Origin of the sequence: Rahnella inusitata (genome assembly GCF_965118895.1) — a bacterium.
Lineage (GTDB): Bacteria > Pseudomonadota > Gammaproteobacteria > Enterobacterales > Enterobacteriaceae > Rahnella > Rahnella inusitata_A.
Map to the genome: position 1 here is coordinate 25,053 of NZ_CBCPJJ010000027.1, position 25,007 is coordinate 50,059.

Genomic DNA, 25,007 nt, shown 5'->3' on the forward strand with positions numbered 1-25,007 from the left:
CCGCCATCCGGCGGCCAGGGTATGAAATTCGCTCTTTGACTGGATTTCTCTTTGACTTAAATAAAAGCTAATACAAAAATTTAAAACAAAATAAAGCAAGGTCGTACATTACGCAGTTGCAGCTTTCTTGATAGACGCGACGGCAGCTTTCAGCACGCCCAGCCCATCAATTTTTCCGTACATGACTGAATCAATCACTTCGACAGGTTTACCCGGTAATACTTTTTGAATCTCAGGCAACATATAAGCAATTTGCGGACCGAGAAGCACCAGATCAGCCGCACCCCCTTTCTCGCCCGCCAGCGTTTCGGGGAATGCTTCAATAATGACCGGCACTTCGTATTTCTCAGCCACGACTTTCATTTTGGAAACCAGCAAGGAGGTAGACATTCCTGCGGAACAAAACAAATAGATGACTTTCTTATCCATAACGAAACCCTCATATCCTAAGTGATTGCAGGTCCGACAAGAGATCCTGCTTTGCCGACAATTGCGGGTGCAAAAACGATGTAGATAGAATGCTGATTGTCTCTGCTTGTAGGGAGTATACGGCATCACTTCAGAGGGGGATAATTTTACCAGACAGAAAATCGTCTCTCCTTGACCATCGCTTATGACTCCCTTCACATTTCGGGCAAATAATTCGTGATGGGAAATAAGAGAGTCTGTTGTAACGTGTGTAGGGATCTATGTTGGAAATGATGTCCGCGAGCCATACCGACGCTTAATGGTCAGGGGTCAACCCGTTAGATTTGGGCAAAAATTCCAGACCATAAATCGTCTACAAGTTGCACTATTTTATCGGTCGCTTCTGAAGGTACAGCCCTTACTATAGCGTCAATAAGCTTTTCTTTATCCAGTTGCCTTAGTGCGTCGGTGGATTCATTCGAACTCATACTCGCGATATCATGCCCCAATAAACCCGCACCCATCCTAACGGGATCCCAGCCATAATTTTCACCCTCCACTGGCATTTCATAAAGTCGCGCATCTTCAATTGCGCCATATTCAGTGATGATCTTGTAAAGATCGGCTGCATCCTTTGCAGTGGCGTGGCCGCGATCGCGCCACGCGAAAAGTTTGAGCAAGGTAAGACCAGGCAATGAACAGAAAGGAATAACGACTGCGTTATCCAATTTGACCGGTATAACGTAAGCAAATACCTCAGTAAATCCATCAACGGACAAAATAATCTCTCTGTCCGGAGGCCAGAAAATCTGATTTTCTTGCGCAATACCACCAAAGGGAATGATGTCCAATTCTACATGCTGCCAGTACATCCTGTGATGACTTTTCTTATCTTCAATTGCTCCTCTGGCTGACATACTTTTCTTCAAAAGGTCAAACAACCGCCATTCGTCAACGAAAATAGCGATGTCTATATCCCGTGTTCTGCGTCCAATGCTTTTGCCATGGACATGGTGTAGCAAAATCTCGCGAGCCGTTGCCCCGGCAATAAAAAAAGGGATCTTTTGTTCTAAACAGACCTGGCTGATCTGGGTCAACAGTGTTTCAGTAACTGAAGAGAGCGGATTCGTTAAGCTGCAGATATTTGCCATTTATTATTCTCGCCGTTTCTTTATTTCGATCATCAACGCTCGCCAGGAGTTCTGCTATACATAACATCACTTGCGCTTTTTGATTGATGGCAAATTCATGCCCCCAAAAACTGGAAAACAATTGTAGCTTTCCATTTTTCTCTGGTCTCAAAGCCAGTTCACGACGTCGCTGCAATAACGAGTAGGGTGTGAAGATTATTCCGTTTTCCGGTATCAGATAACCCTCACTTAACTGCACAGCAGCGACTTCCCCGCTCCAGAACTCGCCAGATAACAAGCACACCTCCTGCCAGTCCTCTGGTGCGGTTAATATTATGCTCGACAGCTTTGGGCGAAGCGACGTTGCATAATCGCGAAGCCATAATATCTCAAGCTCCTCAATATTCATTAACCTACGTTCCTTATTTGCTCTGCGAAGATATTTTTGTGCCTCGAGAAAATCAAATGCCTTACTCACCATTCCCAGAGATATACCTGATTGAGCAGCAATATCACGATAGTTTTGATTCAGCATGTCAGGACGAGTCAGCAAAACGAAAAGTAATTTCATCACGCCTTCTGCAAAGCGTGATTTTGCACTAATTGTTTTTTTCTCTACTCTGCCTTTAACAAGAATATATAAACCGGATGTCTGGATCCGGGCATTACCTGCCGTATCCAAAAAATTTAACTGATGTTTGTGACAGTATTCTTCCAACGCAGGCGTCAACCTATTACAAATAAGTAATACAGGCATATCTTGTGTCAAGTGTGCCATACGTTCACGCAACGCGATCAATGTCTCTTTACGATGGATCCACTTTGTCTCCAACTGGAAGCGAAACGTTTTGCCATCAGGTGTTGCTATTGTTGCCCATCCGTAAGGTTCAGACCTCCCTTGAAGAGGATTATGTTCATATTGTAATTTGAGCCCGTCAGCGAGATTCTCAGTGACAAGTGCCAGCAATCTTTCACCGCTATTTTCGGTCATTCTGTTCATTTTGTTCACGCCGCGTTTCAGTTCGTGATTCATGAACAAAACCATATCATGAACAAAATGTACATAGCAAAGACACTTTGCTTACCCTGCCGCCGTCTCATGCAAATGCCGCCATAACAGGTTTCCCTGTGCGTCCGCCTCGAACACAACCGTTGAATATCGCAATGTTGCCGCCTGTCCCGGCAATTGCTGGCGCTCCTGATAGGTCACCACGCCATGCTGTGCGCTCTCGGCAATTAACACAGGCTGCCCGACGTCAATTTGTAAACCGGCTTTAGCTCCACGCTGTGCGGCGAAAAATTCGCATAGTTTCTGAAAATCCAGCGGGTGACCAGTCAGTGTCACCATGGAATATGCCGGGCTAAAACGTGCCAGGAGTTCGTCACAAACGCTTTGCGGCGCCGTGGCATCACTAAACCAACGCTGGATCAGCTCGTGGGCATCGAATACTTCTTTGATATAACGATTCATTTTTCTTCCTTTAGCTTGAATGCCTGAACAATCTCACGGCCAGGCAATTTCAGGCATAACATCACCGGCAACAACACGCTGACAGCGGCGATAATAAAGCTCAGCCGGTAAGCGTGCTGCGGGATATAAACCTGCAAAACGTTAAGCATGACGCTTACGACTGTCACGCCGAGACAAAAACTGAGCTGGCGGTTGATATTCCACAGCGCACTGGCATCAGCCAACTCTTTCGGCTGGACCTGCAGGAATGCACAACTTTGCGCAGTACTGCTGCACATACTGCTGCCAAATCCCATCAGCGAGAAAGCGATAACGGCCAGCCACGGCTGTGGTGTCAGGCTGAGCGCCGCCAGAAAACCTATACCCGTGCCCTGAATCAGGCATCCGGGAATGAATAATGCACGCGGCCCCGCGCGGTTAAACACCTTGCCGGTTACGCTGATGGCTACAAACGAGGCCAGCGACCATGGCACCATCAGCCCGCCCGCCTGCGCGGCAGAAAAATGCAGTTCCTGTTGCAGGTACAGCATGGCAATCAGACTGATACCGGTAAAAATGCCTGGAATACACTGATAGATAAGCATAGCGGTTCGCAACAGCGGATCCTTTATCAGCTTTAACTCCAGCAGAGGTCGCGACTGATGTAATGATTTGCGCACAAACATCGTCATCAGGATCAACCCGCAAAGCAATAAAACGACGCCCGTCGCAACATCCCATGTTTCACCGAGCAGCGTCAGTCCGGGTAATATCAATGCCAGCGCTGCTCCGGCCAGCATAAAACCTGACAGTTCAAAACGTCCGGCGGGTTCCCTAACCTCTTCATCACGTAACCAGAAAAGGGCCAGAATCCACGTCAGCATCACCAGTGGCAGGCTGACAACGAACACCCAGCGCCAGCTGAAACTGTCAACAATCATACCGCCGAACGCCGGTGATAATGCCGGAGCCAGCAGACCGACCAGCATGATCATCGCAGAAAGTCTGGCGCGCTCATGGCTGCGAAAGAGGGCATAGGTGAGAGTCTGTCCGATTGGAATCAGTAATCCGCCGCCCAGCCCCTGCACAATTCGCCACACGATAAGTGACATCAGGCTTCCGGCGGCGCCAGCCCCCAGTGAAGCGAGCATAAAGATGACCAGCGAAACGATGAATATTCTGCGTGCGCCGAACCTCGCGGCAAGCCAGCGGCTGAGCGGAATAACCAGCGTCAGCCCGAGAATGTACCCGGTGCTGACCCACGCCAGCGCACTGACCGGCGCCTGGAAATGCCGCGCGATGCCGGGATACGCCACGTTGGCGATAAACATATTGATCAAATCGACAAAGAAACCGAGCAGATACACCACGGCCACGCGCGTTCGATAATTCATACTTATAAATTCCACTTTCATCTGTCAGGCCGGGAATGTAGCGGATAATTTTTGCGGGATATACGCACGGCGCAGGGTTACACTGTCAAAATTATTTTGACAATCAGGTGCACGACAATGTTGAATTTGCAACGACTGGAGATTTTTGTCGCCGTCGCTACAGCAGGAAGTTTCACCGGTGCGGCTGCGTCACTGGGGCTCACTAAAGCGGTGGTGAGTTTCAATGTGAAATTGCTGGAAAGTGAAACGGGCGTTTCGCTGCTCACCCGCAGCACGCGGCGAGTAGCGCTGACCGAAGCCGGTGAGCGCTTCTTTCAGCGCTGTCAGTTGTTGTTACAGGAAGCCGAAGCCGTGCTCGACGACGTGCGTCGCGATCACTGCGGCCTGAGCGGTCAGTTACGCATCACCAGTACATCAGAGTATGGCGCGCGGGTGGTCGTACCGGCGCTGTCGGCTTTTGCCGCATTGCATCCGCAACTGCGGGTCCAGCATGTTGCCTCTTCTCATCATGATGATCTGATCAGCGGACGGTTTGATCTGGCTGTCCGCCTGGGACATCTGGAGGATTCAAACCATCACGCCGCCACGCTCGGCCAGTTTGGTATTTTGCCGGTCGCCTCACCCGCCTTTCTCCGGCAAGCAGGAACGATCGCCACGCCCAAAAGACTGGCGCAGTTGAAATGGATTGCCCACAGTCGCCTTCCTCTGCCGATGAGCTGGAAGATAACCGACAATCAGGGCGCTACCCTCCCCTTTCGGGTCGATACGCCACCGGTCATTGCCGCTGACAGCGCCTGCGCGTTGCTCGCTTTTGCGCTGCATGATACCGGTGTCGCGCTGCTGCCGGACTGGCTGGTACAGCCGGAAATCGACGCCGGTCGCTTGTGCCATTTGCTACCCGATCACCATTTTCCGCCCCAGGGTATTTTTGCGCTCTACCCCAATACCCGCCACGTGCCGGAAAAGGTGCGACGGTTTATTGATTTTTTGCGAGAGAGGATGGCGGACTCAACCACTCCGGCTAAGATTTAACTCAGGTAACAGGAGGAAAACGTTCATTATGATCATTGAGACATCCCGGCTATTGCTTCGTCCGGTTGCGGACACTGACGTTCATTCACTCTTTGCTATCTACGGCGATCCGCAGACCAATGAGTTTAATCCGCGTGGTCCTTATCCGAACCTGGAATTCGCGCGAGACAAGCTCAGCGGCTGGTTGCCGGAATGGCCAACTTACGGCCACGGGCACTGGGCGGTTGCGTTGCACAGTCATCCGGAGGAAATCATTGGGTTTGGCGGGCTGAGTGTCCGCGAAGGTTACGATAATCACCGGGTATTTCTCGGCTACCGGCTGGCGAAAGCAGTCTGGGGAAAGGGATTTGCGACTGAATTTGCCAGCGCGGCGCTCAATGCGGGCTTTGAACGGTTGGGGCTGGCGCAGATTTCAGCCACCGTGCGCGAAAATCATCTGGCCTCACAGCGCGTTCTGGAGAAAATCGGAATGCAAAAGGTCGGTTTTCAGGGCGATCCGGTTCACGGCGTTGGCAGTTATCTTTACCGGCAAACTGACAGAAGAGCTTACCGGTAAAGCGCATTTACTCGCAAGAAACCAGCGCCCGGACACACCCGGAAAAGATCAGCGACAGATTGCGCGAAATCTTCTCCACGGGCCAGTTCCACCACGCGATGGCGGCCTCGCACACTGAGTCATCATTAAGAGTAATAGCGCCCTGCGTATTTAGGAGGATAATCACCGCCATTCGATTCAACTTGTGAGGAAAACAGGGAATGACACAGCAGCCCGCGTCAGAAGATTACTACGCCGAAAAATACGGCCTGTCCCGCACCCATTCAGAAATCATCAACGCAGCCAACTCTGTTCAGCCCGGAAAGGCGCTGGATCTTGGATGTGGAAGCGGACGAAATTCGCTGTATCTGAATCTTAAAGGGTTTGATGTGACGGGCTGGGATAACAATCCGCTCAGCGTTGCCAAAGTGAAGGAGATTATTGCGGCAGAGTCCCTGCACAATATTGACATCAGCGAGCAGGATCTTAACGCGCACCGTTTCAGCGGCGACTATGATTTCATCTTTTCTACCGTAGTGATGATGTTTCTCGAGCGCAACAGCATCCCGCATATTATCGAAGACATGCACGCCGCAACAAAAACCGGCGGTTATAATCTGATCGTCGCGGCTATGGATAGCCCGGATTATCCTTGTCCGCTGCCCTTCCCATTCACCTTCAAACCGGAAGAACTGCGTGACTACTATCGCGGATGGGAAATCGTGAAATACAATGAAGATGTCGGCGAATTGCATAAACGCGATCAAAACGGCAACCGTTACAAGCTGAGATTTGCGACGCTTTTAGCGAAGAAAATTTAACGTTTACAGGGCTGACGACATCTCCGTCAGCCCGCTGTTTTCCAGTCAAATATTCCCCCTCTGCATTACCTGGCAAACCCGGTCACTCTTTGCAGGCAAAATCATGGGTGCGGTTGCGTCATCATTCTTGCCAGAATGTTGGCGGGGTGTGATAATACGGCGCTTCACCTCAGATAAAACCAAATAAAATCAGATTGTTAAGGGTTTGGTGACCATGTTCATCCCTCGTAAAAAGGGCGTCTGAGCATCGTTTAATTTTTTATTTTTCAATGCCGGCAGCGGCAGCATTCAGAGAGTCGTATGAACTGGGACATCATGAAGTGGTTAATTGGTATTTATCTGGGGTGTTTTTTAGGCCTGCTCAAAATGGCGTATTCAGACCCTAAATTTTACCTTGAATATATTGATAGGAAATTCAGTTATGTTTGTTATACCTGCCTGATTGCCTTTAGCGCCTTCTGGTGCGGCTTGTATGTTGCCCGAGGTTACGTCATTGATAATATTGATTTAATCTCAGAACAACTCACATTAATTGATAAAGAATATAATTATCTCACCTCCTATCTGCTCACTATTATCATTGGTGCGGGGATATCTTTTGCTGCCAGCATTCTCTTTATTGATATTGCCCGCAAAAAAATTGCCACGTCCGCGTCGGCATAAAACATCGCATTTTAAGAATACAGGGAGCCTAAGGCTCCCTGTTTCATTTCAAAGAATGATGTGTAGAAACAGCGCTCTGATTACGTGTGCTTAAACATCACATGGCGGATTGCGGTGTAATCCTCCAGCCCGTACATCGACATATCTTTTCCGTAGCCGGATTGTTTTTGGCCGCCGTGCGGCATTTCACTGACCAGCATGAAGTGCGTATTGACCCAGGTGCAGCCGTATTGCAGGCGGGCACTGAGACGGTGCGCACGGCCAATATTCTGCGTCCAGACAGAGGATGCCAGCCCGTAGTTTGATTCATTCGCCCAGGTCAGAACCTGTTCTTCGGTATCGAACTCCGTCACGCTGACTACCGGACCAAACACTTCGCGCTGTACGATTTCATCCTCCTGACGCGCACCGGCAAGTAACGTCGGCTGGAAATAATAGCCCTCGCCGCTGACGCGCTCCCCGCCCGTGACAACCTGAATATGTGCGCGCTCTTTTGCCCGGCGCACAAATCCCTCGACCCGCTCCAGATGTGCAGCCGAAACCAGCGGGCCCATTTCACTGGTTTCACCGGTGCCGAGTTTAATTGTGGATACAGCTTCGCCCAGCGCCGTGACCAAACGTGCATAAACGCCTTTTTGCGCGTAGATACGGCAGGCGGCGGTGCAGTCTTGTCCGGCGTTGTAGAAACCGAAGGTGCGCACCCCTTCGACTACCTGAGCGATATCCGCATCATCGAAAACAATCACCGGTGCTTTGCCGCCCAGCTCCATGTGCGTGCGCTTGATACCGCTGGTGGCTTGCGCGACAATTTTCTCACCGGTGGCTACGGAACCGGTCAAGGAAATCATTCGCACTTTATCGTGATGCGTCAGCGCATTACCGACGGTTTTTCCGTCGCCAAACAGCACATTAAGCACACCTGCCGGAAAGAGATCGCGCGCCAGTTCACCGAGCTTCAGCGCAGTCAGTGGCGTGATTTCTGAAGGTTTGATCACCACGCAGTTACCCGCCGCCAGCGCCGGGGCGATTTTCCACGCGGCCATCATCAGAGGATAATTCCACGGCGCAATAGAGGCCACCACGCCGAGCGGATCGCGGCGCACCATCGACGTATGTCCGGCGAGATATTCCCCGCCCGCTAATCCATTCAGACAACGGCTGGCGCCCGCAAAGAAGCGGAAGACATCCACCACCGCCGGCAGCTCATCATTAAGTGCCAGATGATAAGGTTTGCCGCAGTTGAGCGATTCCAGTTTGGCCAACGCTTCGGCGTTTTCTTCGATGCGATCCGCCAGCGCCAGCAGCAGCTCGGCGCGGGTTTTCGGCGTGGTCTGGCCCCATTCGGTAAAGGCGTTATGCGCCAGATCGACGGTCTGCGTGGTTTGTTTTTCACTGGCCTGCGCCAGACGTACTATTTCCTGCCCCGTATGCGGGTTGAAAACCGGTAATGACGCGCCTTCACCGGCAACCAGCTCACCATTGATCAACATGTTCGTTTGCATCAGTTTTTCCTTATTATTATTTGCCGTCACCGGCCACATCCGACCCATTTCTTGTGAGATACCACGCGCCCAGAATTGGGATCATGGTGAGCACCATCAGGCACAGCGCAACAACGTTAGTCACCGGCACTTCGCGCGGCCTGCCCAGCTGATTGAGCAGCCAGATCGGCAAGGTGCGTTCGTGTCCGGCGGTAAACGTCGTGACAATGATTTCATCGAAAGACAGCGCGAACGCCAGCATTCCACCCGCCAGCAGCGCAGTGCTGAGGTTCGGCAAAATGATGTAGCGAAAGGTCTGCCAGCCGTCGGCGCCTAAATCCATAGAAGCTTCAATCAGGCTGTGCGTGATGCGGCGAAAGCGCGCGATCACGTTGTTATAGACAATCACCATGCAAAAGGTGGCGTGTCCGATAACGATGGTCAGCATTCCCGGCTCAATTTGCGCGGCATGAAACGCGTTGAGCAACGCCAGCCCGGTGATGATCCCCGGCAAGGCAATCGGCAGCATAAACAGTAATGTGATGCTGTTTTTGCCGTAGAAGTTACGGCGATACAGCGCCGCAGCCGCCAGCGTACCGAGTACCATCGCGATGATAGTCGCGTAACAGGCGATCTGTACCGAGAGCCAGATAGCATCGAGGATGTCGTGACGCCCCGCCGCCACTGCGAACCAGTGCAGCGTGAAGCCCTTCGGCGGGAAACTGAACGCCGCGTCCTCAGTGTTAAAGGCGTAGACCGCGATAATCAGCAGCGGAAAGTGCAGGAAAACCAGCCCGCCCCACGCGGAGAGTTTGAGTAACCAGGGTGCGCGTTTAGAGTGCATCGAAAGCTCCCAGCCGTTTGACCATCGACAAGTACAAGGCAATCAACACGATAGGCACCAGCGTGAACGCGGCGGCCATTGGCATGTTGCCGATCGAACCCTGTTGTGAATAGACCATATTGCCGATGTAATACCCCGGCGGCCCCACCAGCTGCGGGATAATGTAATCACCCAGCGTCAGCGAAAAAGTAAAGATCGAGCCTGCGGCAATACCCGGAACGGCCAGCGGGAAGATCACGTAGCGCAGCGTCTGCCACGGTTTCGCACCAAGATCTTCAGAGGCCTGAAGCAGCGACGGTGGCAGGCGCTCCAGCGCGGCCTGGATCGGCAGGATCATAAACGGCAGCCAGATGTAGACGAACACCCAAAAGCGCCCAATCCCTGAGGTCGACAGCGTATTGCCGCCGACGCCCGGCAGGCTCAGCATCGCCGAAAGCAGCGGTTCCAGCCCGAGATGTTCAAGGAACCATTGCAGCACGCCACCTTTGGAAAGCAGCAGCGTCCAGGCATAGGCTTTGACGATGTAACTCGCCCACATCGGCAGCATGATCGCGACATAAAAGAACGCTTTTTTCTTGCCGGTGATATAACGCGCCATGTAATACGCAATCGGAAACGCCAGCACCGCGCTGAAAAATGACACCAGCAGCGCCATGGTTACCGTGCGGACAATAATGTCGGCATTTACCGGGTCAAACAGCGCGCGGATATTGGCCGTGGTCAGCGTCGATGACACCGTCATGGTGAAGTCATCAAAGGTGTATAAACCCTGCCACAGCAGCGCAAACAGCGAGCCTAAGTAAATTGCGCCGAACCAGAGCAGCGGGGGGACCAGCAGCAGGGCCAGATAAAATCCCGGTCGGTGATGCAGATACGTTATCAGCGCACGGCCACGACGGGCGCGCTTCTCGTAAGGAGTCATACTGATATCCATCGTTTAGCCCTCAAGCAGCGCAACCATTGCATCTCTGTCCCAGCTCGCCACGACAGGCTGACCCTGCCGGTACGAGGTCTGCGCGCTGGCCGCAAGATTGTTGGGTTCGCTGACGAACAGCTTTTCGCCCCCTTCCAAAGCCAGTTCGTAGCGTGTCGCCGCGCCCTGAAAATGAATGTCTTTAAGGATGGCGTTGACCTGAACCGCATGACTTTCTGCCAGCGGCTGTGTGGCAAGACGAATATGCTCAGGACGAATAGAGCGGCTGCCGGATACGCCGGTAATTTTGAGAGAGAGATCGGAAGTCAGCACATTTGCAGTACCGACAAACTGCGCCACAAACGCGGTACGGGGACTGAGATAAAGCTCACGCGGGGTATCGACCTGTTCGATGCGGCCATTGTTGAATACCGCCACACGGTCGGACATCGAAAGGGCTTCACTCTGATCATGCGTCACGAAGATGAAGGTGATGCCCAGCTCGCGCTGCAGCTTTTTCAGCTCCCCCTGCATCTGCTCTCGTAACTTTAAATCCAGCGCACCGAGCGGTTCATCAAGCAATAAAACACTCGGCTGATTCACCAGCGCGCGCGCCAGCGCCACACGCTGACGTTGTCCGCCGGACAAAAACGCCGGTTTACGTGCTGCGGTAAAGCCGAGCGCCACCCGCTCCAGCGATTCCATCGCCCGGATATTGCGTTCTTTTTTACCCACGCCTTTCACCATCAGGCCATACGCCACGTTTTCCAGCACGGTCATGTGCGGGAACAGGGCATAATCCTGAAACACGGTGTTCACATCCCGCTCATAGGGCGCAAGCTGTGAGGCTTCTTTACCATGAATACGCACGGATCCTGATGTCAGCGTTTCAAAGCCGGCGATCAACCGCAGGCAGGTGGTTTTTCCGGAGCCGGAAGGCCCCAGCATGGAAAAGAATTCGCCGTCCTGAATATCAATCGAGACATTATCGACGGCTTTTGTTTCTCCGTATAAACGGGAAACGTTAATAAATTGCACGGCGGGCATAGTTAACTCCTGAATATCATTTTAGAATACGCGGACACAGCCAACGCACAGACGGCTCAAAGGATGACGCGTATTTAGCGACCGCCCATTATTGCTATGTAGTCTTGCGTCCATTTACTGTAGGGGACATATTTTCCGCCTTCTGATTGCGGTGTTTTCCAGAATGAAATTGCTGTGAATTTATTAAAGCCGTTAGTTTCACAACCTTCCGCGCCTAATAACGGGCTGGCTTTACAACCAGCCGGAACGCTTGGCACGGAACCGAACCACGCGGCGACGTCACCTTGCACTTTCGGCTCAAGCGACCAGTTCATCCACTGATAAGCGCAGTTCGGATGTTCAGCGTCGGCAGCCAGCATGGTGGTATCTGCCCAGCCGGTGACCCCCTCTTTCGGGAAGACGGTGGCGATGGGTTGTTTCTCACCTTTCAGGGCGTTGGCCTGATAGGGCCAGGAGCTGCTGGCTACCACGCCTTCATTTTTGAAATCACTCATCTGCACGGAAGCGTCGTGCCAGTAACGGTGGATCAGCGGATGCTGGCCGCGTAGCAGTTTCAGCGCGGCCTGATACTGTGTTTCGTTGAGCTGATACGGATCTTCGATTTTAAGATCAGGCTGCGTACTTTTCAGATACAGCGCGGCGTCGGCGATGGCGATCGGTCCGTCGTAGGCCTGTACACGTCCCTGATTGGGTTTACCGTCAGGCAGATTTTGCGGGACGAAAATCACCGACCAGCTGTCAGGCGCAGTCGGAAACGTTTTGGTATTGTACATCAGTAGGTTAGGCCCCCACTGATACGGCGTGCCGTAGACTTTTCCGCCGACGTTAAACCATTCACCTTTGAGTAAACGCGGGTCGATACTCTTCCAGTTGGCGATCAGCGCCGGGTTAATCGGCTGCACGCGCTTGCCATAAATCAGACGCAGCGAGGCATCGCCCGACGCCGTCACCAGATCGTAACCGCCCTTCGCCATCAGGCTGACCATTTCATCCGACGTCGCCGCTGTTTTGACATTCACTTTGCAGCTGGTCTGTTTTTCGAATTGCGTCACCCAGTCATAATTCTTGTCACTTTCGCCGCGCTCAATATATCCCGGCCAGGCGACTATATTTAACTGGCCTTCGCCTTTACCAATACTTGTGAGGGTTTCTGCGGCGATAGCGGTATTTAAAAAACTGAGCAGCCCCAAACAAACAGCAGAAAACTTTCTGTTACGCGATAATATTTTCATGAGTTACCCCTGTCCTGTCGTCGTATTTTTCTGTTATTAGAATTGTGGTTTGAACTTCGCCATAATGTGTCTGACTACGCTGTAATCCTGTAACGAATAACTGGAAAGATCGTTGCCATACCCGGAGCGTTTTAATCCGCCGTGGGGCATTTCACTGACTAAAGAAAAATGCGTATTAATCCAGGTGGTGCCGTATTGCAGATGCGTTGAGATTTGCATCGCTAAATCGATATTTTGCGTCCATACCGATGACGCCAGGCCGTATTCGGATTCGTTGGCCCAGTTAACAACCTGATCGATGGTGTCGAAACGGGTCACGCTGACCACCGGCCCGAAGACTTCGCGCTGCACGATTTCATCGCTTTGCAGACAGCCCGCCAGCAGCGTTGGCTGATAAAAGAATCCGGGGCCGGAGTGCGAGGCCGCGCCGGTGATACGTTCGATATGCGGCTGGCTCAGCGCCCGTTCGACAAAGCTTGAAACACGGTCCCGCTGCCGGGCGCTGATCAGCGGCCCCATAAAGTTGTCACTGTCATTTTTTCTGGCGAATGACAATTGCGAAACCGCCTCGCCCAGTTTTTCCACCAGCCGCTCGTAGATCCCGGCCTGCGCATAAACGCGGCAGGCTGACGTGCAATCCTGCCCGGCGTTGTAATATCCCCAGGTACTGACAGCCTGAACCACGTCATCAATATCGGCGTCATTGCACACGATCACCGGCGCTTTACCCCCCAGCTCAAGATGCGTGCGTTTCACCGTTTTGACGGCGGCCTGCAAAATGCGCTGGCCGGTGACGATGTCGCCGGTAAGGGAAATCAGGCGTACATGAGGATGACTAACCAGCGCATTGCCAACGCCTTCGCCGCTGCCGGTAATCACGTTCAAAACACCGGGCGGCAGGATGTCCTGCAAGGCGGGCAGCAGCGCGAGAATGCTCAGCGGGGTATGTTCGGAAGGTTTGAATACCACGGTATTGCCCGCAGCCAGCGCCGGAGCAATTTTCCACGCAGACATCATCAGCGGGTAATTCCACGGCGCAATTGACGCCACCACGCCAAGCGGATCGCGGCGTACCATGGAGGTATGGCCCGGCAAATACTCACCGGAGAGTTGCCCCTGCTGACAGCGCACCGCACCGGCGAAAAAGCGAAAAACATCAATTGCCGCCGGGAGGTCATCTTTCAATGCCTGATGCAGCGGTTTGCCGCAGTTGATGGCTTCAAGCTGCGCCAGCGACTGCGTCTGTTTTTCGATGGCATCAGCGATACGTAAAAGCACGGTAGCGCGTTCGGCGGGAGTGGTGCGCGACCAGCGGTAGAAGGCAGAATTGGCGGCGTTAACCGCATGAGCGACCTGAGCCAGTGAGGTTTCGGCGACTTCGGCAATGACTTCGCCGGTCGCAGGATTGAAAATATTCTGCGTTGCGCCCTCACCGTGCAAAAGGTCGCCATTGATCACATGTTTTTCAGAGAAACCAGCAACGAACTCAGCATCCGACATCACACAACCCTCAGTTTCGAGAATCATCCTTAATTCATGTAATTGTTATCGGGACGTAACAAGAAAACACATTGCATTCACATTAGGTAATTTCACTGAGGGCAACAAATAGCAATTACTGAAGGCAGCGTTCGGATAAACCGAATGCACGGGTATCAGGGTTTGCGTTTGGCGCTGTTTTCGCGCGCGATGGTCAGAAACGGTGTCACCAGTTCAGGCCGCGCACTGCCACGACGCCAGGCCAGCCCGATATCCAGCGGTTCGATAGAATCTTCCAGCTTACTGGCTTCGATCATGTTTCCTTCCAGCGACCACGCGCGGTAGGCCATGTCCGGCTGTACCGAGACACCCAGACCGGCGGCCACCAGGCTGCGCACCGCTTCGGTCGACGCCGTTTTCATCGCAATATTAGGTTTCAATCCTGCCCGCGCCCACATCCGCTGGGCATGTTTTTCCATCTCATCGACGTTGAGCTGAATCAGCGGCTCACTGGCGATATCCGCCAGAGAAATACTTTCGCGCTCCAGCAGCGGGTGCAGCGGCGGCAGCCACAGGCGATAGGAAGAATGGGTCAGCACTTCTGTCTGCAATGCATCGCGATCTTCCAGATTTGAAAGGATCAAGACGCCGATATCAATTTCGCCACTGACCAGCAAATGTTCGATGTACTGGCGTTCGTCCTCGACAACTTTGACTTCCACATTCGGGTAATAGGCATTGAATTGTTTGAGTAAATCCACCAAAAAATACCCGGCCACCAGACTGGTCACGCCGAGCGTGATCTGTCCGGTGACGCTTTCAGTCCCCATTTGCAGGCTGCGTTTGGCGTTATCCACCGTTGCAAGGATCAGATAAGACTGGCGCAAAAACTGATGCCCCTGATGGGTGAGCGTCATTCCTTTAGCATGACGGTCAAACAGTCGCGCTTCGGTTTCGACCTCCAGCTGCTGAATAGCCTGCGTCAGCGAGGACTGGGAGACAAACGAAGCTTGCGCCGCAGCGGAAATCGAACCGGTTTCAGCAACGGCAATAAAATGGCGGATCTGGCGGAGGGTCAGCATAGGGTCATCTCATCATCTCAACAAAAAACCGAACTCATGCGGTATGCATTCGGTTTATGGGAATGATTGAGTTAAGGCAAACGGGGATTTTTTGTCAAACCGGCGGAATAAAGGATTGAATATTTGGGAGCAGATACACAAAAGCCATGCAAACTTTGCATGGCTTAATATTGGCAGCGCCTGATTCAGACAAAGCCGATCAGTTTTCCAGCTTATACGCCAGGGTGATTTCCGCGTTAAGCACTTTGGAAACCGGACAACCGGCTTTCGCCGCTTTGATGATTTCATCAAACTTATCTTTATCGATACCCGGCAGTTTTACGGTGCTGTCGAGCGCGATTTTAGTGATAGCAAAGCCACCCTCGACTTTATCGAGCGACACATCTGCGACAGTGTCGATGCTTTCAGGGGTGTGCCCTGCTTCACCGAGCATCAATGACAGTGCCATTGAGAAGCAGGCGGAATGGGCTGCGCCGAGGAGCTCTTCCGGGTTAGTGCCGGGTTTACCTTCAAAGCGGGTGTTGAAACCGTATGGCTGATCTTTGAGTGCGCCACTTTCAGAAGAGATATAACCTTTTCCGTGTTTAATATCGCCTTCCCAATGTGCCTGACCTTTCTTATGAATAGTCATTGTTTTCCTCCGATTAGTTTTACATTCGAACTAAGTATAGATGCTGTTTCAGGTTACAGTGCCAAAACAGAACTTTCCTAGAGGTGGAAAAATAGACAACTGAAACACTCTTTCAGATTTCGGGGGATAACGCGCTTTTAAGGGTCTTATTTAAAATAGATCACAGGATCTTATGATTACGAGATTTCATGATCATAATAGAATTGAGAATCGGAATCAGACTATTCCAGAAATGAAAACCTGACGATAACTGTTGTTTTTTAATGCGAGCATCTTTCTCAAAAAAGGGGATAACGTGAGGTTGCCGCTGTCAGCACAAATGCAAAAAAAGGCCGGGGAAGACTCCCCAGACCTTCTTTTTAGAGGATACAGGACTGATAACAATGTGCGATTACTTTATCTCAAGTTCCACCGCCCACTCTGATACCATCTCTCGTGAGATATAATTTACTTCATATAAACAACCACTTGTAGATAAAGTCAAATACCCTATACAGGGGAACGATTCAGGATGCAGTTACTTAAGTACCTCCCTGATCTCTGCATCACTCATTAAAGGCGACACGGTAGCCTTAGACAGCTGAAAGTAGTTGTCGAACATCCAGGAAATATAGTCTGTTTCATTTTTCAGCACTTTCATTTAACGCCCTCCCGTCATTTTTTTTGCTAATTCTTAGAAAGTAGCAGCGGACTTCAAATCAGGCGAATAATAAAATTAATAAAAGTACTTTGTCTTTGCTTTGTATCAATTTTAACCGGCACTAACCGGTTAAATAATACCCCAGCGTATACGTGGAAACATTTCCTGTTAAGAACTCACGCTATCTTCAGTCTCACGCAACTGAGCGGGCTGCGGACGCGACAGGAGAATAGTGATAGCAGCCAGTAAGGTCAGCCCGCCGCCGAGCAGAAAAGCGCTGCTGACGCCGGCGTTATCTGCCAGCACCCCGCCGAACAAAGCGCCCAGCGCCAGCGACGTCTGGAATACGCAGACCAGCAGCGCAGAACCGGTTTCAAACAGGGCGGGTGATGCCTGATAAGTCCAGATATTCAGGCACACGGGCAATGCGCCAAACGCCAGCCCCCACAGGATCACCAGCGCGCTGGCCACCGCCAGCGGTACAGGAAACAGCGATAACACCAGCACCGACACGCTGAGCAATAACATGTTCAACATGAACGCCCGCTTCACGCCGAACTCACGCACGGTGAATTCGGACGTTAACGTGCCAAATAGCCCGGCAATCCCGTATCCCATCAGCAACAACGAAATATCACTGGCTGACAGTTGCAAGTCGAAACGCAGCCAGGGCTCAAGATAGGTGTAGGCCGCAAAATGGCCGCCGGCCATAAACACGCCGATGATTAACGCAAAGCGGATACCGGGCACTTTTATTACGCCGAGCATGGCGCGCAGCCCGATGGATTGCTGAGCGGGAAGCGGCGGTAAGGCAATCCACTGCAATACGAAGAATACCAGCGCCAGCGCCGAATTCAGGGTGAACGCCATTCGCCAGCCGAAGAGATCGCCGATAAATGCCCCGGCTGGTACACCAGCCACCGTACCCACCGCCACACCGGCGGTTATCAACGAAATCGCCCGTGCGCCCTGCTCTTCCGGCACCAGCCTGCGCCCGGACGGGATGGCAAATGACCAAAATCCGCCGACACCCACGCCAAGAATAATGCGTCCGATCAGCAAAACGTTGAAGGATTCAGCCATCACGGCAATACCGTTAGCAATAATCACCGTCGCGGAGAGCAATAACAGCAGCTTACGGCGATCCATACGCCTGGCGAACAGCATGATAAGCGGCGCAGAAATCGCGGCAATCAGCCCCGGCAGCATCACCGTAAGACCCGCGTGCCCCTCTGTTACGCCAAGCGATCGGGCGATGGGCGAAAGCAAACCAATCGGCAGAAATTCGGTATTGACCAGCACGAAGGTGCCGCAGGCAAGTGAAAAGACCGCCAGCCATCGGCGGAAAGCAGAAGTGTGTGGCCGGGTGTCCGGCGATGCGCACTCAGTCATTATTATTGGCCTTTGCAGGTGAATCAGGAGTTGTCCGGATGCCATAAAACGTGATCGGCGTCACCCGGTCAAGATGTTTACTCATGACCGTTATGTTATGACTCATGGCGAATTGGACTAAGCCAGTTCCCGCCTGCTGTGCGGCTTACAGAGGGATCCGCGCCGCAGATTTGCAGGGCACATCCTGATAACTCGATCAGGAAATGTTTCCACGTATAAAGTATGTTGTAACTAAGTAAGTGCGATAACCTTTTAAGTGAGAAAACGAGCGTGAATCAGCGGATTTGCACGAAGTGGCCGTCGCTGACTTCGCGATAATGGCGTGCGGGTGGCTGATACGTCGCCGGGCGCAGCGGACTGGCGAGTTCTTCCGGAACGTCGGGGCGTTTGCGGCGGATATTCGGATCCGGCACCGGCACGGCGGCCAGCAGTTTGCGGGTATAGGCGTGTTGCGGATTTTCAAAAATATCGGCGCGGGAGCCGATTTCGACGATTTCACCCAGATACATCACGGCAACGCGATGGCTGATGCGTTCAACCACGGCCATATCGTGGGAGATAAACAGGTACGCCAGACCCAGCTGTTGCTGGAGATCGAGCATCAGATTGATGACCTGCGCTTTCACTGAAACATCCAGCGCTGAAACCGCTTCATCGGCAATAATAAGTTTGGGTTGCAGCGCCAGAGCGCGCGCGATGCAGATCCGCTGACGCTGTCCGCCGGAAAACTGATGCGGAAAACGCGTTGCCATATTGCTTTGCAACCCGACCTGTTCAAGCAACTGCGCCACGCGAATTTTTGCGCTGACGGCATCGTGCAGCCCCAGGCTTATCATCGGTTCAGCAATCGCCTGCCCGATGCGCATGCGCGGATTCAGGCTCTCAAACGGATCCTGAAAAATCATCTGCGCCTGCGTGCGGATCTCTGCCAGATGCGCCCGGTCTGCGCGACGTATATCCTGGCCAGTAATCAGCACAGTGCCGGAAGTGGCTTCGGTCAGCCGTAAAATCGTGCGCCCGGTGGTCGATTTTCCACAGCCGGACTCCCCGACCAGCGAGAGCGTTTCGCCCGGTTGCAGGCTGAAAGAGAGATCTTCCACCGCATGCACGCGCGCAGACACGCGGCGCAACAGACCGGATTTCACATCGAATCGGGTGACAAGATTTTTGACATCCAGCACCGGCTGCCCCGGACGCAGGGTATCGACAGAATCTGCCACCGGCAGCGGTTCGCCCGTGTGCATATCCATCAGTGGAAATCGTTTGGGTAAGGCGATACCGGTCATCGCGCCGAGACGCGGTACCGCTGCCAGCAGCGCCCGCGTATAGCTGTGCTGTGGAAGATGGAAAATTTCCCGCGTGGTCGCCTGTTCCACCGCTTCGCCCTTGTGCATCACCAGCGTGCGGTCAGCCACTTCGGCCACCACGCCCATATCATGGGTGATGAACAGCACTGACATCCCTTCTTCTTCCTGCAACGATTTTATCAGCGCGAGGATCTGCGCCTGGATGGTGACATCCAGCGCGGTGGTCGGTTCGTCAGCAATCAGCAAACGTGGATTACAGGCCAGCGCGATGGCGATCACCACCCGCTGACGCATTCCGCCTGAAAAGCTCAGTGGATATTCATTCAGCCGTGATGCAGCAGCAGGGATTCGTACTTTTTCCAGCAGGCGGACTGCTTCGGCTCGCGCAGTGGCGTCGTCCATCCCGCGATGACGCTTGAGCACTTCGGTGATCTGCACGCCAATTTTTAACACCGGATTCAGGCTGGTCATCGGTTCCTGAAAGATCATACCGATGCGGTTGCCGCGAATGCTTTGCATTTGTCTGGCGTTGAGGGCCAGTAAATTCTGACCGTCGAACATCACGCTGCCTGAGTAACGCGTTTGCCTGGCGTCCAGCAGCTGCATGATTGACATGGCGGTCACACTTTTACCGGAACCGGATTCCCCCACCAGTGCCAGCGTTTCTTTCGGGCCAATCGAAAAGGAAAGATCGCGCACCACGTTCAGCCATTCGCCATCCACCGAGAATGCGGTGTTGAGTTTTTCGATCTGTAACACCGGATCGCGCATAATCAGTCCTTATTCCTCGGGTTGAGAATGTCGCGTAAGGCATCACCGACTAAGTTGATTGCCACGATCAGCACCAGCAGCGTGATGCCAGGGAAAACGCTGATCCAGTAATCACCGGACATCAGGTAATCGAACCCGTTGGCGATGAGCAATCCCAGCGAAGGTTCTGTGACGGGCAAACCAATGCCGAGAAACGACAGCGTGGCCTCAAGCATAATCGCGTAGGCAATGCGCATGGTGGCGACGACGATCAGCGGCGGCAGGCAGTTGGGCAAAATATGGCGCAGGAGGATGCGCGAATTGGAGAGCGCCATGCTGCGCGCGGCGTCCACGTAACTGCGACGACGTTCCAGCAGCGCCGAGCCGCGCACGGTGCGCGCGTAGTACGCCCACTGCGTGACCACCAGCGCCAGAATAATTTTATCGACACCCTGCCCGAGCACGGCGAGCAGGATAAGTGCGATGAGGATCGGCGGGAAGCTCAGCTGAATATCAACAATACGCATAATCAGCGCGTCAGTTTTGCCCCCCGCCCAGGCGCTGATAAGCCCAAGCAACGCGCCAATCGTCAGCGCAATCACCGCACTGGAAACACCAACCAGCAGGCTGGTGCGCATGCCGTACAGCATGGCGCTGAGTAAATCGCGCCCCTGATCGTCGGTCCCCAGCCAGTAAATCATACCGCTCAAGCTGGCTGAACCGGGCTTCAGGCGGCCATCCATAATATCAAGTTGCGATAAATCGTAGGGATTTTGCGGGGAGATCCACGGCGCGAGCACCGAGAGCAGAATGGCAATGCCCAGAATAATCAGGCCACATAGCGAGAATTTGTTCCGCAGCAGCGCAGCAACAGTGTTGTAAAAAGCCGGGCGCGCCGACTGTGGCGTGGAGTTGCGGGAATGAACCGAGTTCGACGGCATCAGTCTTCGCCCCCCAGTCGCACGCGCGGGTCGACCAGCACGTAGAGCACATCCACCAGCAGGTTGATCAGGCTGAACATCACCACGGTTATCATCAGGTATGCCAGAATCACCGGGCGATCGAGCACGGCGATGGAATCAATAATCAGCTTGCCCATACCCGGCCACGCATAAATGGTTTCGGTAACGACGGCAAAGGCAATCAGCGAGCCGAGCTCCAGTCCTATGACGGTAATCAGCGGGATCAGCGTGTTTTTCAGGACGTGAACCAGCACGATGCGGCTTTCGGATAAGCCTTTGGCGCGGGCAAAACGGATGAAATCTTGTTGCAGACATTCAAGCACACCGGCGCGGGTCAGGCGGATAATCAGGGAAATTTTGAACAGCGCCAGATTGAACGCGGGAAGGATCAGATGCGCGAGTCCGTCGGCGGTAAAGAGACTGACAGGAACGCCGAAAACGTCCACCGTTTCGCCGCGCCCGGACGCCGGAAGCACCCCCAGCCTGACGCTGAACAGCATGATCATCATCAGCCCTATCCAGAACGTGGGCAGGCTGAAGCCGAGAATGGATACGGTCATGATGGTTTTCGACAGCCAGCCGTCCGGGCGCAAACCGGCGTAAAGGCCAAGCGGAATACCTATCACCAGCGCCAGCACAAACGCTACCAGCGCCAGTTCAAGGGTTGCGGGCATTCGCTGGAAAATCAGATGCAGCGCGGGCTGGTTGTAAATAAACGAGTTGCCCATATCGCCGTGCAGGGCATTGACCACGAACAGACCGTATTGCTCCCACACCGGTTTATCAAGGCCGAAAGACTGGATCACGCCGAGGCGCTCAGCGGGAGTGGCGGTAGTACTGAGCAGGAGATCGACCGGATTTCCTACCAGATAAACACCTCCAAAAACCAGCAGCGACATCACGAACAGCGTCAGTAACGTTTGCCCGCAACGCCCCAGCAGGTAACGACTCATGCCCGCTGTTCGCCATGATGTACGCCGTAGCGGGAAAGTACGCGGCGCAGCAAACTGAAGAAGCCGTATTCATCCACTTTTTGCATCACCAGCGCGTTCGGCGGCGTTGGCAGCTTGTTGTAGAAATCAGCATAGGTATAACCGGCAGTATTACCAGAAACTGCCACGCCGACGCGCGCTTTCTGGCCGGAGAACAGGCCGGGTTGCAACAGATAAGCGATGGTCGTCGCATCATGAACCGGTCCGCCTTCGCGGCCAAAACGGGTGAGATCGCTGCGATCAAACGCGCTCAGCAGCGCGGCGATGGATTCCCCCGGCCTGCCGCCGTCCTGTCTTATCGCTTCGATATCATCAGCACCGATCAGCGCCTGAAAAGTCATATCAAGCGGCATCACCACCAGCGGGACGCCGCTGTTGAACACTTTTTCGGCGGCGTGCGGATCGGCATACACATTGAATTCTGCCCACGGTACGCGATGTCCCAGCGCGGTAAATGCACAACTCATGGTGACGATTTGCTCAATGCCGCGCGCGACGTCCGGGTGCATACCCAGCGCCAGCGCGAGATTGGTCATCGGGCCGATAGCGCATATTGTGATCGGATCGTTATCGTGCGCCGCCTGTCTCAGCGTTCGCACCAGAAAATCGACGGCGTGTTCCGCCTGAGGTTGCAGTTCGCTGTCCGGCACCAACTCGTTGCTGAACGCGCCAATGTGAGCATATTTGCCATATACCTGATCACGCACCAGCGGGCCGGGCGCACCGGCATAAACCGGCGTTGAGGTTTTGCCCGACAGCGCGACAATTTTGCAGGCATTGCGCAGGGTATCCTTTAGCGCCACATTTCCGGCAACCACCGTCACGCCCAATACCTCGAGTTCCGGTGAGGCTAACGCCAGCCACAGAGCGATGGCGTCATCCACGCCGGGATCGGTATCAATAATGATGCGCTGGCTCATAGGGTCAGTTCCCGGCATAGCGTGAAAGTAGCTCATAAAACAGCATGAACACCTTTGCGGCATCCACGCGCGTGACGATATCAACATTCGGTGTCTGCCCGGACTTGTTGTACCAGTCCGCCACGGTTTGTCCCCTACATAAATCACTGTTGTATTCGACAAACACCCGCGCTTTCTCGCTACCAAACAGTTCCGGCGCCAGGACATAGGCAATCACCAGCGGATCGTGCAACGGACCACCGCGTGAACCGTAACGGCGTATATCATTGCGATCCCAGAAGGCCATCAGTTCACCCAGCGGTTGAGAAATCCGCCCGGAAACATTGATGAATTTCGCCACGTGTTCCGGCGTGAGGATGACCTGATGCGTCGCGTCGAGCGGCAGAACCGTAATATTGAGTTCGCTGGAAAACACTACATGCGCGGCGTGCGGATCGGCCAGCATGTTGAATTCGGAGGTCATGGTGCGGTTACCGGCTTCCCGGTATGCGCCACCCATCAGCACCACGCGGGAGATCCCCGCGGCGATCTGCGGCTTCATGCGCAGCGCCGTCGCCAGATTGGTCAGTGGCCCGAGCACACAAAGAGTCACCGGCTGATCATCACGAATCGCCTGCTCGCAGCTGTTAATCAGAAAATTGACCGCGTGGAGCGGTTCAGGCTGTTTTTGCGGGGCGGGAAAGGCGGTATTGCCGAGGCCGTTTGCGCCATGGAACTGGCCGTGGATCGGTTCACGAAACATTGGCTGATGGCATCCGGCAAAGACCGGAATATCGGTTCTCTGCCCGAGCTCAGTGATTTGCAGCGCGTTACGTAACGTATCGGGCAACGGCTGATTACCGCACACAGTGCAGATACCGAGGATATTCAGCTGCGGCGCAACGAACACGCTGAGCAGCGCAATCGCGTCATCGATACCGGGATCGCAATCAATAATAACGGGCAGCGTTTTCATAAGGCACCTACCGAACGTAATACTTCAGCGATTTCCTGACGCGCGGTGGCGTCGAGCGGAACCTGCGGCGCAAGAGGATCGCCCACGGCAAAACCCTGCAACTGCAATGCTGCTTTGATGCATCCGGCAATCGAATACTTAGCGAAGATTTCATTGATGCGCCACAGGGGACGCTGCAATTCCATCGCCTTTGTCCAGTCGCCTTGCTTTGCAGCGTTGTACAGCGCCAGACTTTGCTTTGGCACGATACACGCCGGGCCAGCCATCCAGCCGACGCCGCCAATCATCATCACGCATACCGGAATGTGCGCCGACGCGGCAAAGACCTGCATCCGCCCCTGCGTGCGTTCGATGATCGACAACAGCCTGCCGGTGTTGGTTGAAGCATCTTTAATATAGTTGATGTTTTCAACGTGGCTCAGCCGCTCAATAACCGGCAGGCTGAGATCAGAACGCTGGAACTGCGGATTGGTGTACAGCACGACCGGCAGCGTGCCCGCTGCGGTCGCGATGGCACGAAAATAGTCCTCGACGCCCTGATCGGGTATCGGGAAATAGGCTTCAAGAATAGCCAGAATACCGTCGACACCCAGAGCGACATAACGAGCGGTTTGCGCTACGGCGTCCTGAATGGTGGTGGCTGCGACACCGGCAATCACCGGTACGCGGCCTCGAGCGGCTTCAACGACTGTGTTAACCACCTCGGTGCGCTGTTCTGCACAGAGGTAAGCGAACTCACCTGTACTGCCCAGAGGCGTCAGACCCTGCACGCCGCTGTTAATCAGATGCTCAACCAGTGCGGTTAACACCGGTTTGTCTATCTGACCACCGTCGGTGACGGGGGAAACCAGATAGGGAAATACACCGCTAAAAGAAGTCATAGCTTCTCTCTCTTTGCTTAGAACAACCCTGGTGTTGGCGCTCTATTCCCGCGTGGGTTCGGTGTG

24 protein-coding genes are annotated in these 25,007 nt (G+C 53.5%); 4 read left to right on the forward strand and 20 right to left on the reverse strand.

Annotated features, from left to right (window positions below; genetic code table 11):
• Window positions 1-108: 108 nt before the first annotated feature.
• The 5 genes from ACMHLI_RS21655 to ACMHLI_RS21675 all read right to left on the reverse strand — a co-directional run bounded on the left by ACMHLI_RS21655 (window position 109) and on the right by ACMHLI_RS21675 (window position 4,382).
• On the reverse strand, window positions 109-429 hold the full coding sequence (locus ACMHLI_RS21655) for a PTS sugar transporter subunit IIB (protein ID WP_112163995.1): 321 nt from the start codon (window positions 427-429) through the stop codon (window positions 109-111).
• A 317-nt stretch (window positions 430-746) separates the two neighbouring features.
• On the reverse strand, window positions 747-1,559 hold the full coding sequence (locus tag ACMHLI_RS21660; protein ID WP_413531262.1) for a nucleotidyl transferase AbiEii/AbiGii toxin family protein: 813 nt from the start codon (window positions 1,557-1,559) through the stop codon (window positions 747-749).
• Complete coding sequence (locus ACMHLI_RS21665; RefSeq protein ID WP_413531263.1) at window positions 1,513-2,571, reverse strand: type IV toxin-antitoxin system AbiEi family antitoxin; 1,059 nt, start codon at window positions 2,569-2,571, stop codon at window positions 1,513-1,515. Before ACMHLI_RS21665 ends, ACMHLI_RS21660 begins: the two co-directional genes overlap by 47 nt.
• A gap of 48 nt (window positions 2,572-2,619) precedes the next feature.
• Window positions 2,620-3,009 carry a DUF4440 domain-containing protein gene (locus tag ACMHLI_RS21670; RefSeq protein ID WP_413531264.1) on the reverse strand — a complete coding sequence of 130 codons (390 nt, stop codon included), beginning with the start codon at window positions 3,007-3,009 and terminating at the stop codon, window positions 2,620-2,622.
• Complete coding sequence (locus ACMHLI_RS21675; RefSeq protein ID WP_413531265.1) at window positions 3,006-4,382, reverse strand: MFS transporter; 1,377 nt, start codon at window positions 4,380-4,382, stop codon at window positions 3,006-3,008. Before ACMHLI_RS21675 ends, ACMHLI_RS21670 begins: the two co-directional genes overlap by 4 nt.
• A 117-nt stretch (window positions 4,383-4,499) precedes the next feature.
• Here ACMHLI_RS21675 and ACMHLI_RS21680 point away from each other — a divergent pair, with 117 nt between their 5' ends.
• The 4 genes from ACMHLI_RS21680 to ACMHLI_RS21695 all read left to right on the forward strand — a co-directional run bounded on the left by ACMHLI_RS21680 (window position 4,500) and on the right by ACMHLI_RS21695 (window position 7,433).
• Window positions 4,500-5,414: a LysR family transcriptional regulator gene (locus ACMHLI_RS21680; RefSeq protein ID WP_413531266.1), complete on the forward strand. Its 915-nt coding sequence runs from the start codon at window positions 4,500-4,502 to the stop codon at window positions 5,412-5,414.
• A 28-nt stretch (window positions 5,415-5,442) separates the two neighbouring features.
• Window positions 5,443-5,970, forward strand: a complete 528-nt coding sequence (locus tag ACMHLI_RS21685; protein WP_413531267.1) for a GNAT family N-acetyltransferase — start codon at window positions 5,443-5,445, stop codon at window positions 5,968-5,970.
• A 200-nt stretch (window positions 5,971-6,170) separates the two neighbouring features.
• Window positions 6,171-6,770 carry a tellurite resistance methyltransferase TehB gene (gene tehB / locus ACMHLI_RS21690; RefSeq protein WP_413531268.1) on the forward strand — a complete coding sequence of 200 codons (600 nt, stop codon included), beginning with the start codon at window positions 6,171-6,173 and terminating at the stop codon, window positions 6,768-6,770.
• A 300-nt stretch (window positions 6,771-7,070) separates the two neighbouring features.
• Window positions 7,071-7,433, forward strand: coding sequence for a hypothetical protein (locus ACMHLI_RS21695; RefSeq protein ID WP_413531269.1), 363 nt, complete (start codon window positions 7,071-7,073; stop codon window positions 7,431-7,433).
• Between the two features lie 80 nt (window positions 7,434-7,513).
• On the opposite strand, the gene ACMHLI_RS21700 is transcribed toward ACMHLI_RS21695, so the two are convergent.
• The 15 genes from ACMHLI_RS21700 to ACMHLI_RS21770 form a co-directional block, all read right to left on the reverse strand.
• Entirely contained in the window at window positions 7,514-8,935 is a 1,422-nt protein-coding gene (locus ACMHLI_RS21700) for a gamma-aminobutyraldehyde dehydrogenase (RefSeq protein WP_413531270.1), read from the reverse strand.
• A 16-nt stretch (window positions 8,936-8,951) separates the two neighbouring features.
• On the reverse strand, window positions 8,952-9,758 hold the full coding sequence (locus tag ACMHLI_RS21705) for an ABC transporter permease (RefSeq protein WP_413531271.1): 807 nt from the start codon (window positions 9,756-9,758) through the stop codon (window positions 8,952-8,954).
• The gene (locus ACMHLI_RS21710) at window positions 9,748-10,680 is read right to left on the reverse strand and encodes an ABC transporter permease (RefSeq protein ID WP_413531317.1); all 933 of its coding nucleotides are present in this window, start codon (window positions 10,678-10,680) and stop codon (window positions 9,748-9,750) included. The genes ACMHLI_RS21705 and ACMHLI_RS21710 overlap by 11 nt, the downstream gene beginning before the upstream one ends.
• A 15-nt stretch (window positions 10,681-10,695) precedes the next feature.
• The gene (locus tag ACMHLI_RS21715; protein ID WP_413531272.1) at window positions 10,696-11,718 is read right to left on the reverse strand and encodes an ABC transporter ATP-binding protein; all 1,023 of its coding nucleotides are present in this window, start codon (window positions 11,716-11,718) and stop codon (window positions 10,696-10,698) included.
• A gap of 74 nt (window positions 11,719-11,792) precedes the next feature.
• Window positions 11,793-12,950 (reverse strand): putative ABC transporter substrate-binding protein YdcS, encoded by a 1,158-nt coding sequence (gene ydcS / locus ACMHLI_RS21720; protein ID WP_413531273.1) that lies wholly within the window; start codon window positions 12,948-12,950, stop codon window positions 11,793-11,795.
• 36 nt (window positions 12,951-12,986) lie between these two features.
• Window positions 12,987-14,450 (reverse strand): gamma-aminobutyraldehyde dehydrogenase, encoded by a 1,464-nt coding sequence (locus tag ACMHLI_RS21725; RefSeq protein WP_413531318.1) that lies wholly within the window; start codon window positions 14,448-14,450, stop codon window positions 12,987-12,989.
• 155 nt (window positions 14,451-14,605) lie between these two features.
• On the reverse strand, window positions 14,606-15,511 hold the full coding sequence (locus tag ACMHLI_RS21730) for a LysR substrate-binding domain-containing protein (RefSeq protein ID WP_413531274.1): 906 nt from the start codon (window positions 15,509-15,511) through the stop codon (window positions 14,606-14,608).
• A 199-nt stretch (window positions 15,512-15,710) separates the two neighbouring features.
• Window positions 15,711-16,142, reverse strand: coding sequence for an OsmC family protein (locus ACMHLI_RS21735; protein WP_413531275.1), 432 nt, complete (start codon window positions 16,140-16,142; stop codon window positions 15,711-15,713).
• Between the two features lie 808 nt (window positions 16,143-16,950).
• Window positions 16,951-18,174, reverse strand: coding sequence for an MFS transporter (locus ACMHLI_RS21740; RefSeq protein ID WP_413531276.1), 1,224 nt, complete (start codon window positions 18,172-18,174; stop codon window positions 16,951-16,953).
• 275 nt (window positions 18,175-18,449) lie between these two features.
• Window positions 18,450-20,252 (reverse strand): dipeptide ABC transporter ATP-binding protein, encoded by a 1,803-nt coding sequence (locus ACMHLI_RS21745; RefSeq protein WP_413531277.1) that lies wholly within the window; start codon window positions 20,250-20,252, stop codon window positions 18,450-18,452.
• Between the two features lie 2 nt (window positions 20,253-20,254).
• Window positions 20,255-21,172, reverse strand: coding sequence for an ABC transporter permease (locus tag ACMHLI_RS21750; RefSeq protein WP_413531278.1), 918 nt, complete (start codon window positions 21,170-21,172; stop codon window positions 20,255-20,257).
• On the reverse strand, window positions 21,172-22,146 hold the full coding sequence (locus tag ACMHLI_RS21755; protein WP_413531279.1) for an ABC transporter permease: 975 nt from the start codon (window positions 22,144-22,146) through the stop codon (window positions 21,172-21,174). The genes ACMHLI_RS21750 and ACMHLI_RS21755 overlap by 1 nt, the downstream gene beginning before the upstream one ends.
• Window positions 22,143-23,105, reverse strand: a complete 963-nt coding sequence (locus ACMHLI_RS21760) for a nucleoside hydrolase (RefSeq protein WP_413531280.1) — start codon at window positions 23,103-23,105, stop codon at window positions 22,143-22,145. Before ACMHLI_RS21760 ends, ACMHLI_RS21755 begins: the two co-directional genes overlap by 4 nt.
• Window positions 23,106-23,109: 4 nt before the next feature.
• Window positions 23,110-24,060, reverse strand: a complete 951-nt coding sequence (locus ACMHLI_RS21765; RefSeq protein WP_413531281.1) for a nucleoside hydrolase — start codon at window positions 24,058-24,060, stop codon at window positions 23,110-23,112.
• On the reverse strand, window positions 24,057-24,941 hold the full coding sequence (locus tag ACMHLI_RS21770; protein ID WP_413531282.1) for a dihydrodipicolinate synthase family protein: 885 nt from the start codon (window positions 24,939-24,941) through the stop codon (window positions 24,057-24,059). The genes ACMHLI_RS21765 and ACMHLI_RS21770 overlap by 4 nt, the downstream gene beginning before the upstream one ends.
• Between the last annotated feature and the right edge of the window lie 66 nt (window positions 24,942-25,007).

Bases quoted from the DNA above. Each gene is read 5' to 3' on its own strand.
- ACMHLI_RS21655 (WP_112163995.1), bottom strand. From the start codon at position 429: ATGGATAAGAAAGTCATCTATTTGTTTTGTTCCGCAGGAATGTCTACC.
- ACMHLI_RS21660 (WP_413531262.1), bottom strand. From the start codon at position 1,559: ATGGCAAATATCTGCAGCTTAACGAATCCGCTCTCTTCAGTTACTGAA.
- ACMHLI_RS21665 (WP_413531263.1), bottom strand. From the start codon at position 2,571: ATGAATCACGAACTGAAACGCGGCGTGAACAAAATGAACAGAATGACC.
- ACMHLI_RS21670 (WP_413531264.1), bottom strand. From the start codon at position 3,009: ATGAATCGTTATATCAAAGAAGTATTCGATGCCCACGAGCTGATCCAG.
- ACMHLI_RS21675 (WP_413531265.1), bottom strand. From the start codon at position 4,382: ATGAATTATCGAACGCGCGTGGCCGTGGTGTATCTGCTCGGTTTCTTT.
- ACMHLI_RS21680 (WP_413531266.1), top strand. From the start codon at position 4,500: ATGTTGAATTTGCAACGACTGGAGATTTTTGTCGCCGTCGCTACAGCA.
- ACMHLI_RS21685 (WP_413531267.1), top strand. From the start codon at position 5,443: ATGATCATTGAGACATCCCGGCTATTGCTTCGTCCGGTTGCGGACACT.
- tehB (WP_413531268.1), top strand. From the start codon at position 6,171: ATGACACAGCAGCCCGCGTCAGAAGATTACTACGCCGAAAAATACGGC.
- ACMHLI_RS21695 (WP_413531269.1), top strand. From the start codon at position 7,071: ATGAACTGGGACATCATGAAGTGGTTAATTGGTATTTATCTGGGGTGT.
- ACMHLI_RS21700 (WP_413531270.1), bottom strand. From the start codon at position 8,935: ATGCAAACGAACATGTTGATCAATGGTGAGCTGGTTGCCGGTGAAGGC.
- ACMHLI_RS21705 (WP_413531271.1), bottom strand. From the start codon at position 9,758: ATGCACTCTAAACGCGCACCCTGGTTACTCAAACTCTCCGCGTGGGGC.
- ACMHLI_RS21710 (WP_413531317.1), bottom strand. From the start codon at position 10,680: ATGACTCCTTACGAGAAGCGCGCCCGTCGTGGCCGTGCGCTGATAACG.
- ACMHLI_RS21715 (WP_413531272.1), bottom strand. From the start codon at position 11,718: ATGCCCGCCGTGCAATTTATTAACGTTTCCCGTTTATACGGAGAAACA.
- ydcS (WP_413531273.1), bottom strand. From the start codon at position 12,950: ATGAAAATATTATCGCGTAACAGAAAGTTTTCTGCTGTTTGTTTGGGG.
- ACMHLI_RS21725 (WP_413531318.1), bottom strand. From the start codon at position 14,450: ATGTCGGATGCTGAGTTCGTTGCTGGTTTCTCTGAAAAACATGTGATC.
- ACMHLI_RS21730 (WP_413531274.1), bottom strand. From the start codon at position 15,511: ATGCTGACCCTCCGCCAGATCCGCCATTTTATTGCCGTTGCTGAAACC.
- ACMHLI_RS21735 (WP_413531275.1), bottom strand. From the start codon at position 16,142: ATGACTATTCATAAGAAAGGTCAGGCACATTGGGAAGGCGATATTAAA.
- ACMHLI_RS21740 (WP_413531276.1), bottom strand. From the start codon at position 18,174: ATGACTGAGTGCGCATCGCCGGACACCCGGCCACACACTTCTGCTTTC.
- ACMHLI_RS21745 (WP_413531277.1), bottom strand. From the start codon at position 20,252: ATGCGCGATCCGGTGTTACAGATCGAAAAACTCAACACCGCATTCTCG.
- ACMHLI_RS21750 (WP_413531278.1), bottom strand. From the start codon at position 21,172: ATGCCGTCGAACTCGGTTCATTCCCGCAACTCCACGCCACAGTCGGCG.
- ACMHLI_RS21755 (WP_413531279.1), bottom strand. From the start codon at position 22,146: ATGAGTCGTTACCTGCTGGGGCGTTGCGGGCAAACGTTACTGACGCTG.
- ACMHLI_RS21760 (WP_413531280.1), bottom strand. From the start codon at position 23,105: ATGAGCCAGCGCATCATTATTGATACCGATCCCGGCGTGGATGACGCC.
- ACMHLI_RS21765 (WP_413531281.1), bottom strand. From the start codon at position 24,060: ATGAAAACGCTGCCCGTTATTATTGATTGCGATCCCGGTATCGATGAC.
- ACMHLI_RS21770 (WP_413531282.1), bottom strand. From the start codon at position 24,941: ATGACTTCTTTTAGCGGTGTATTTCCCTATCTGGTTTCCCCCGTCACC.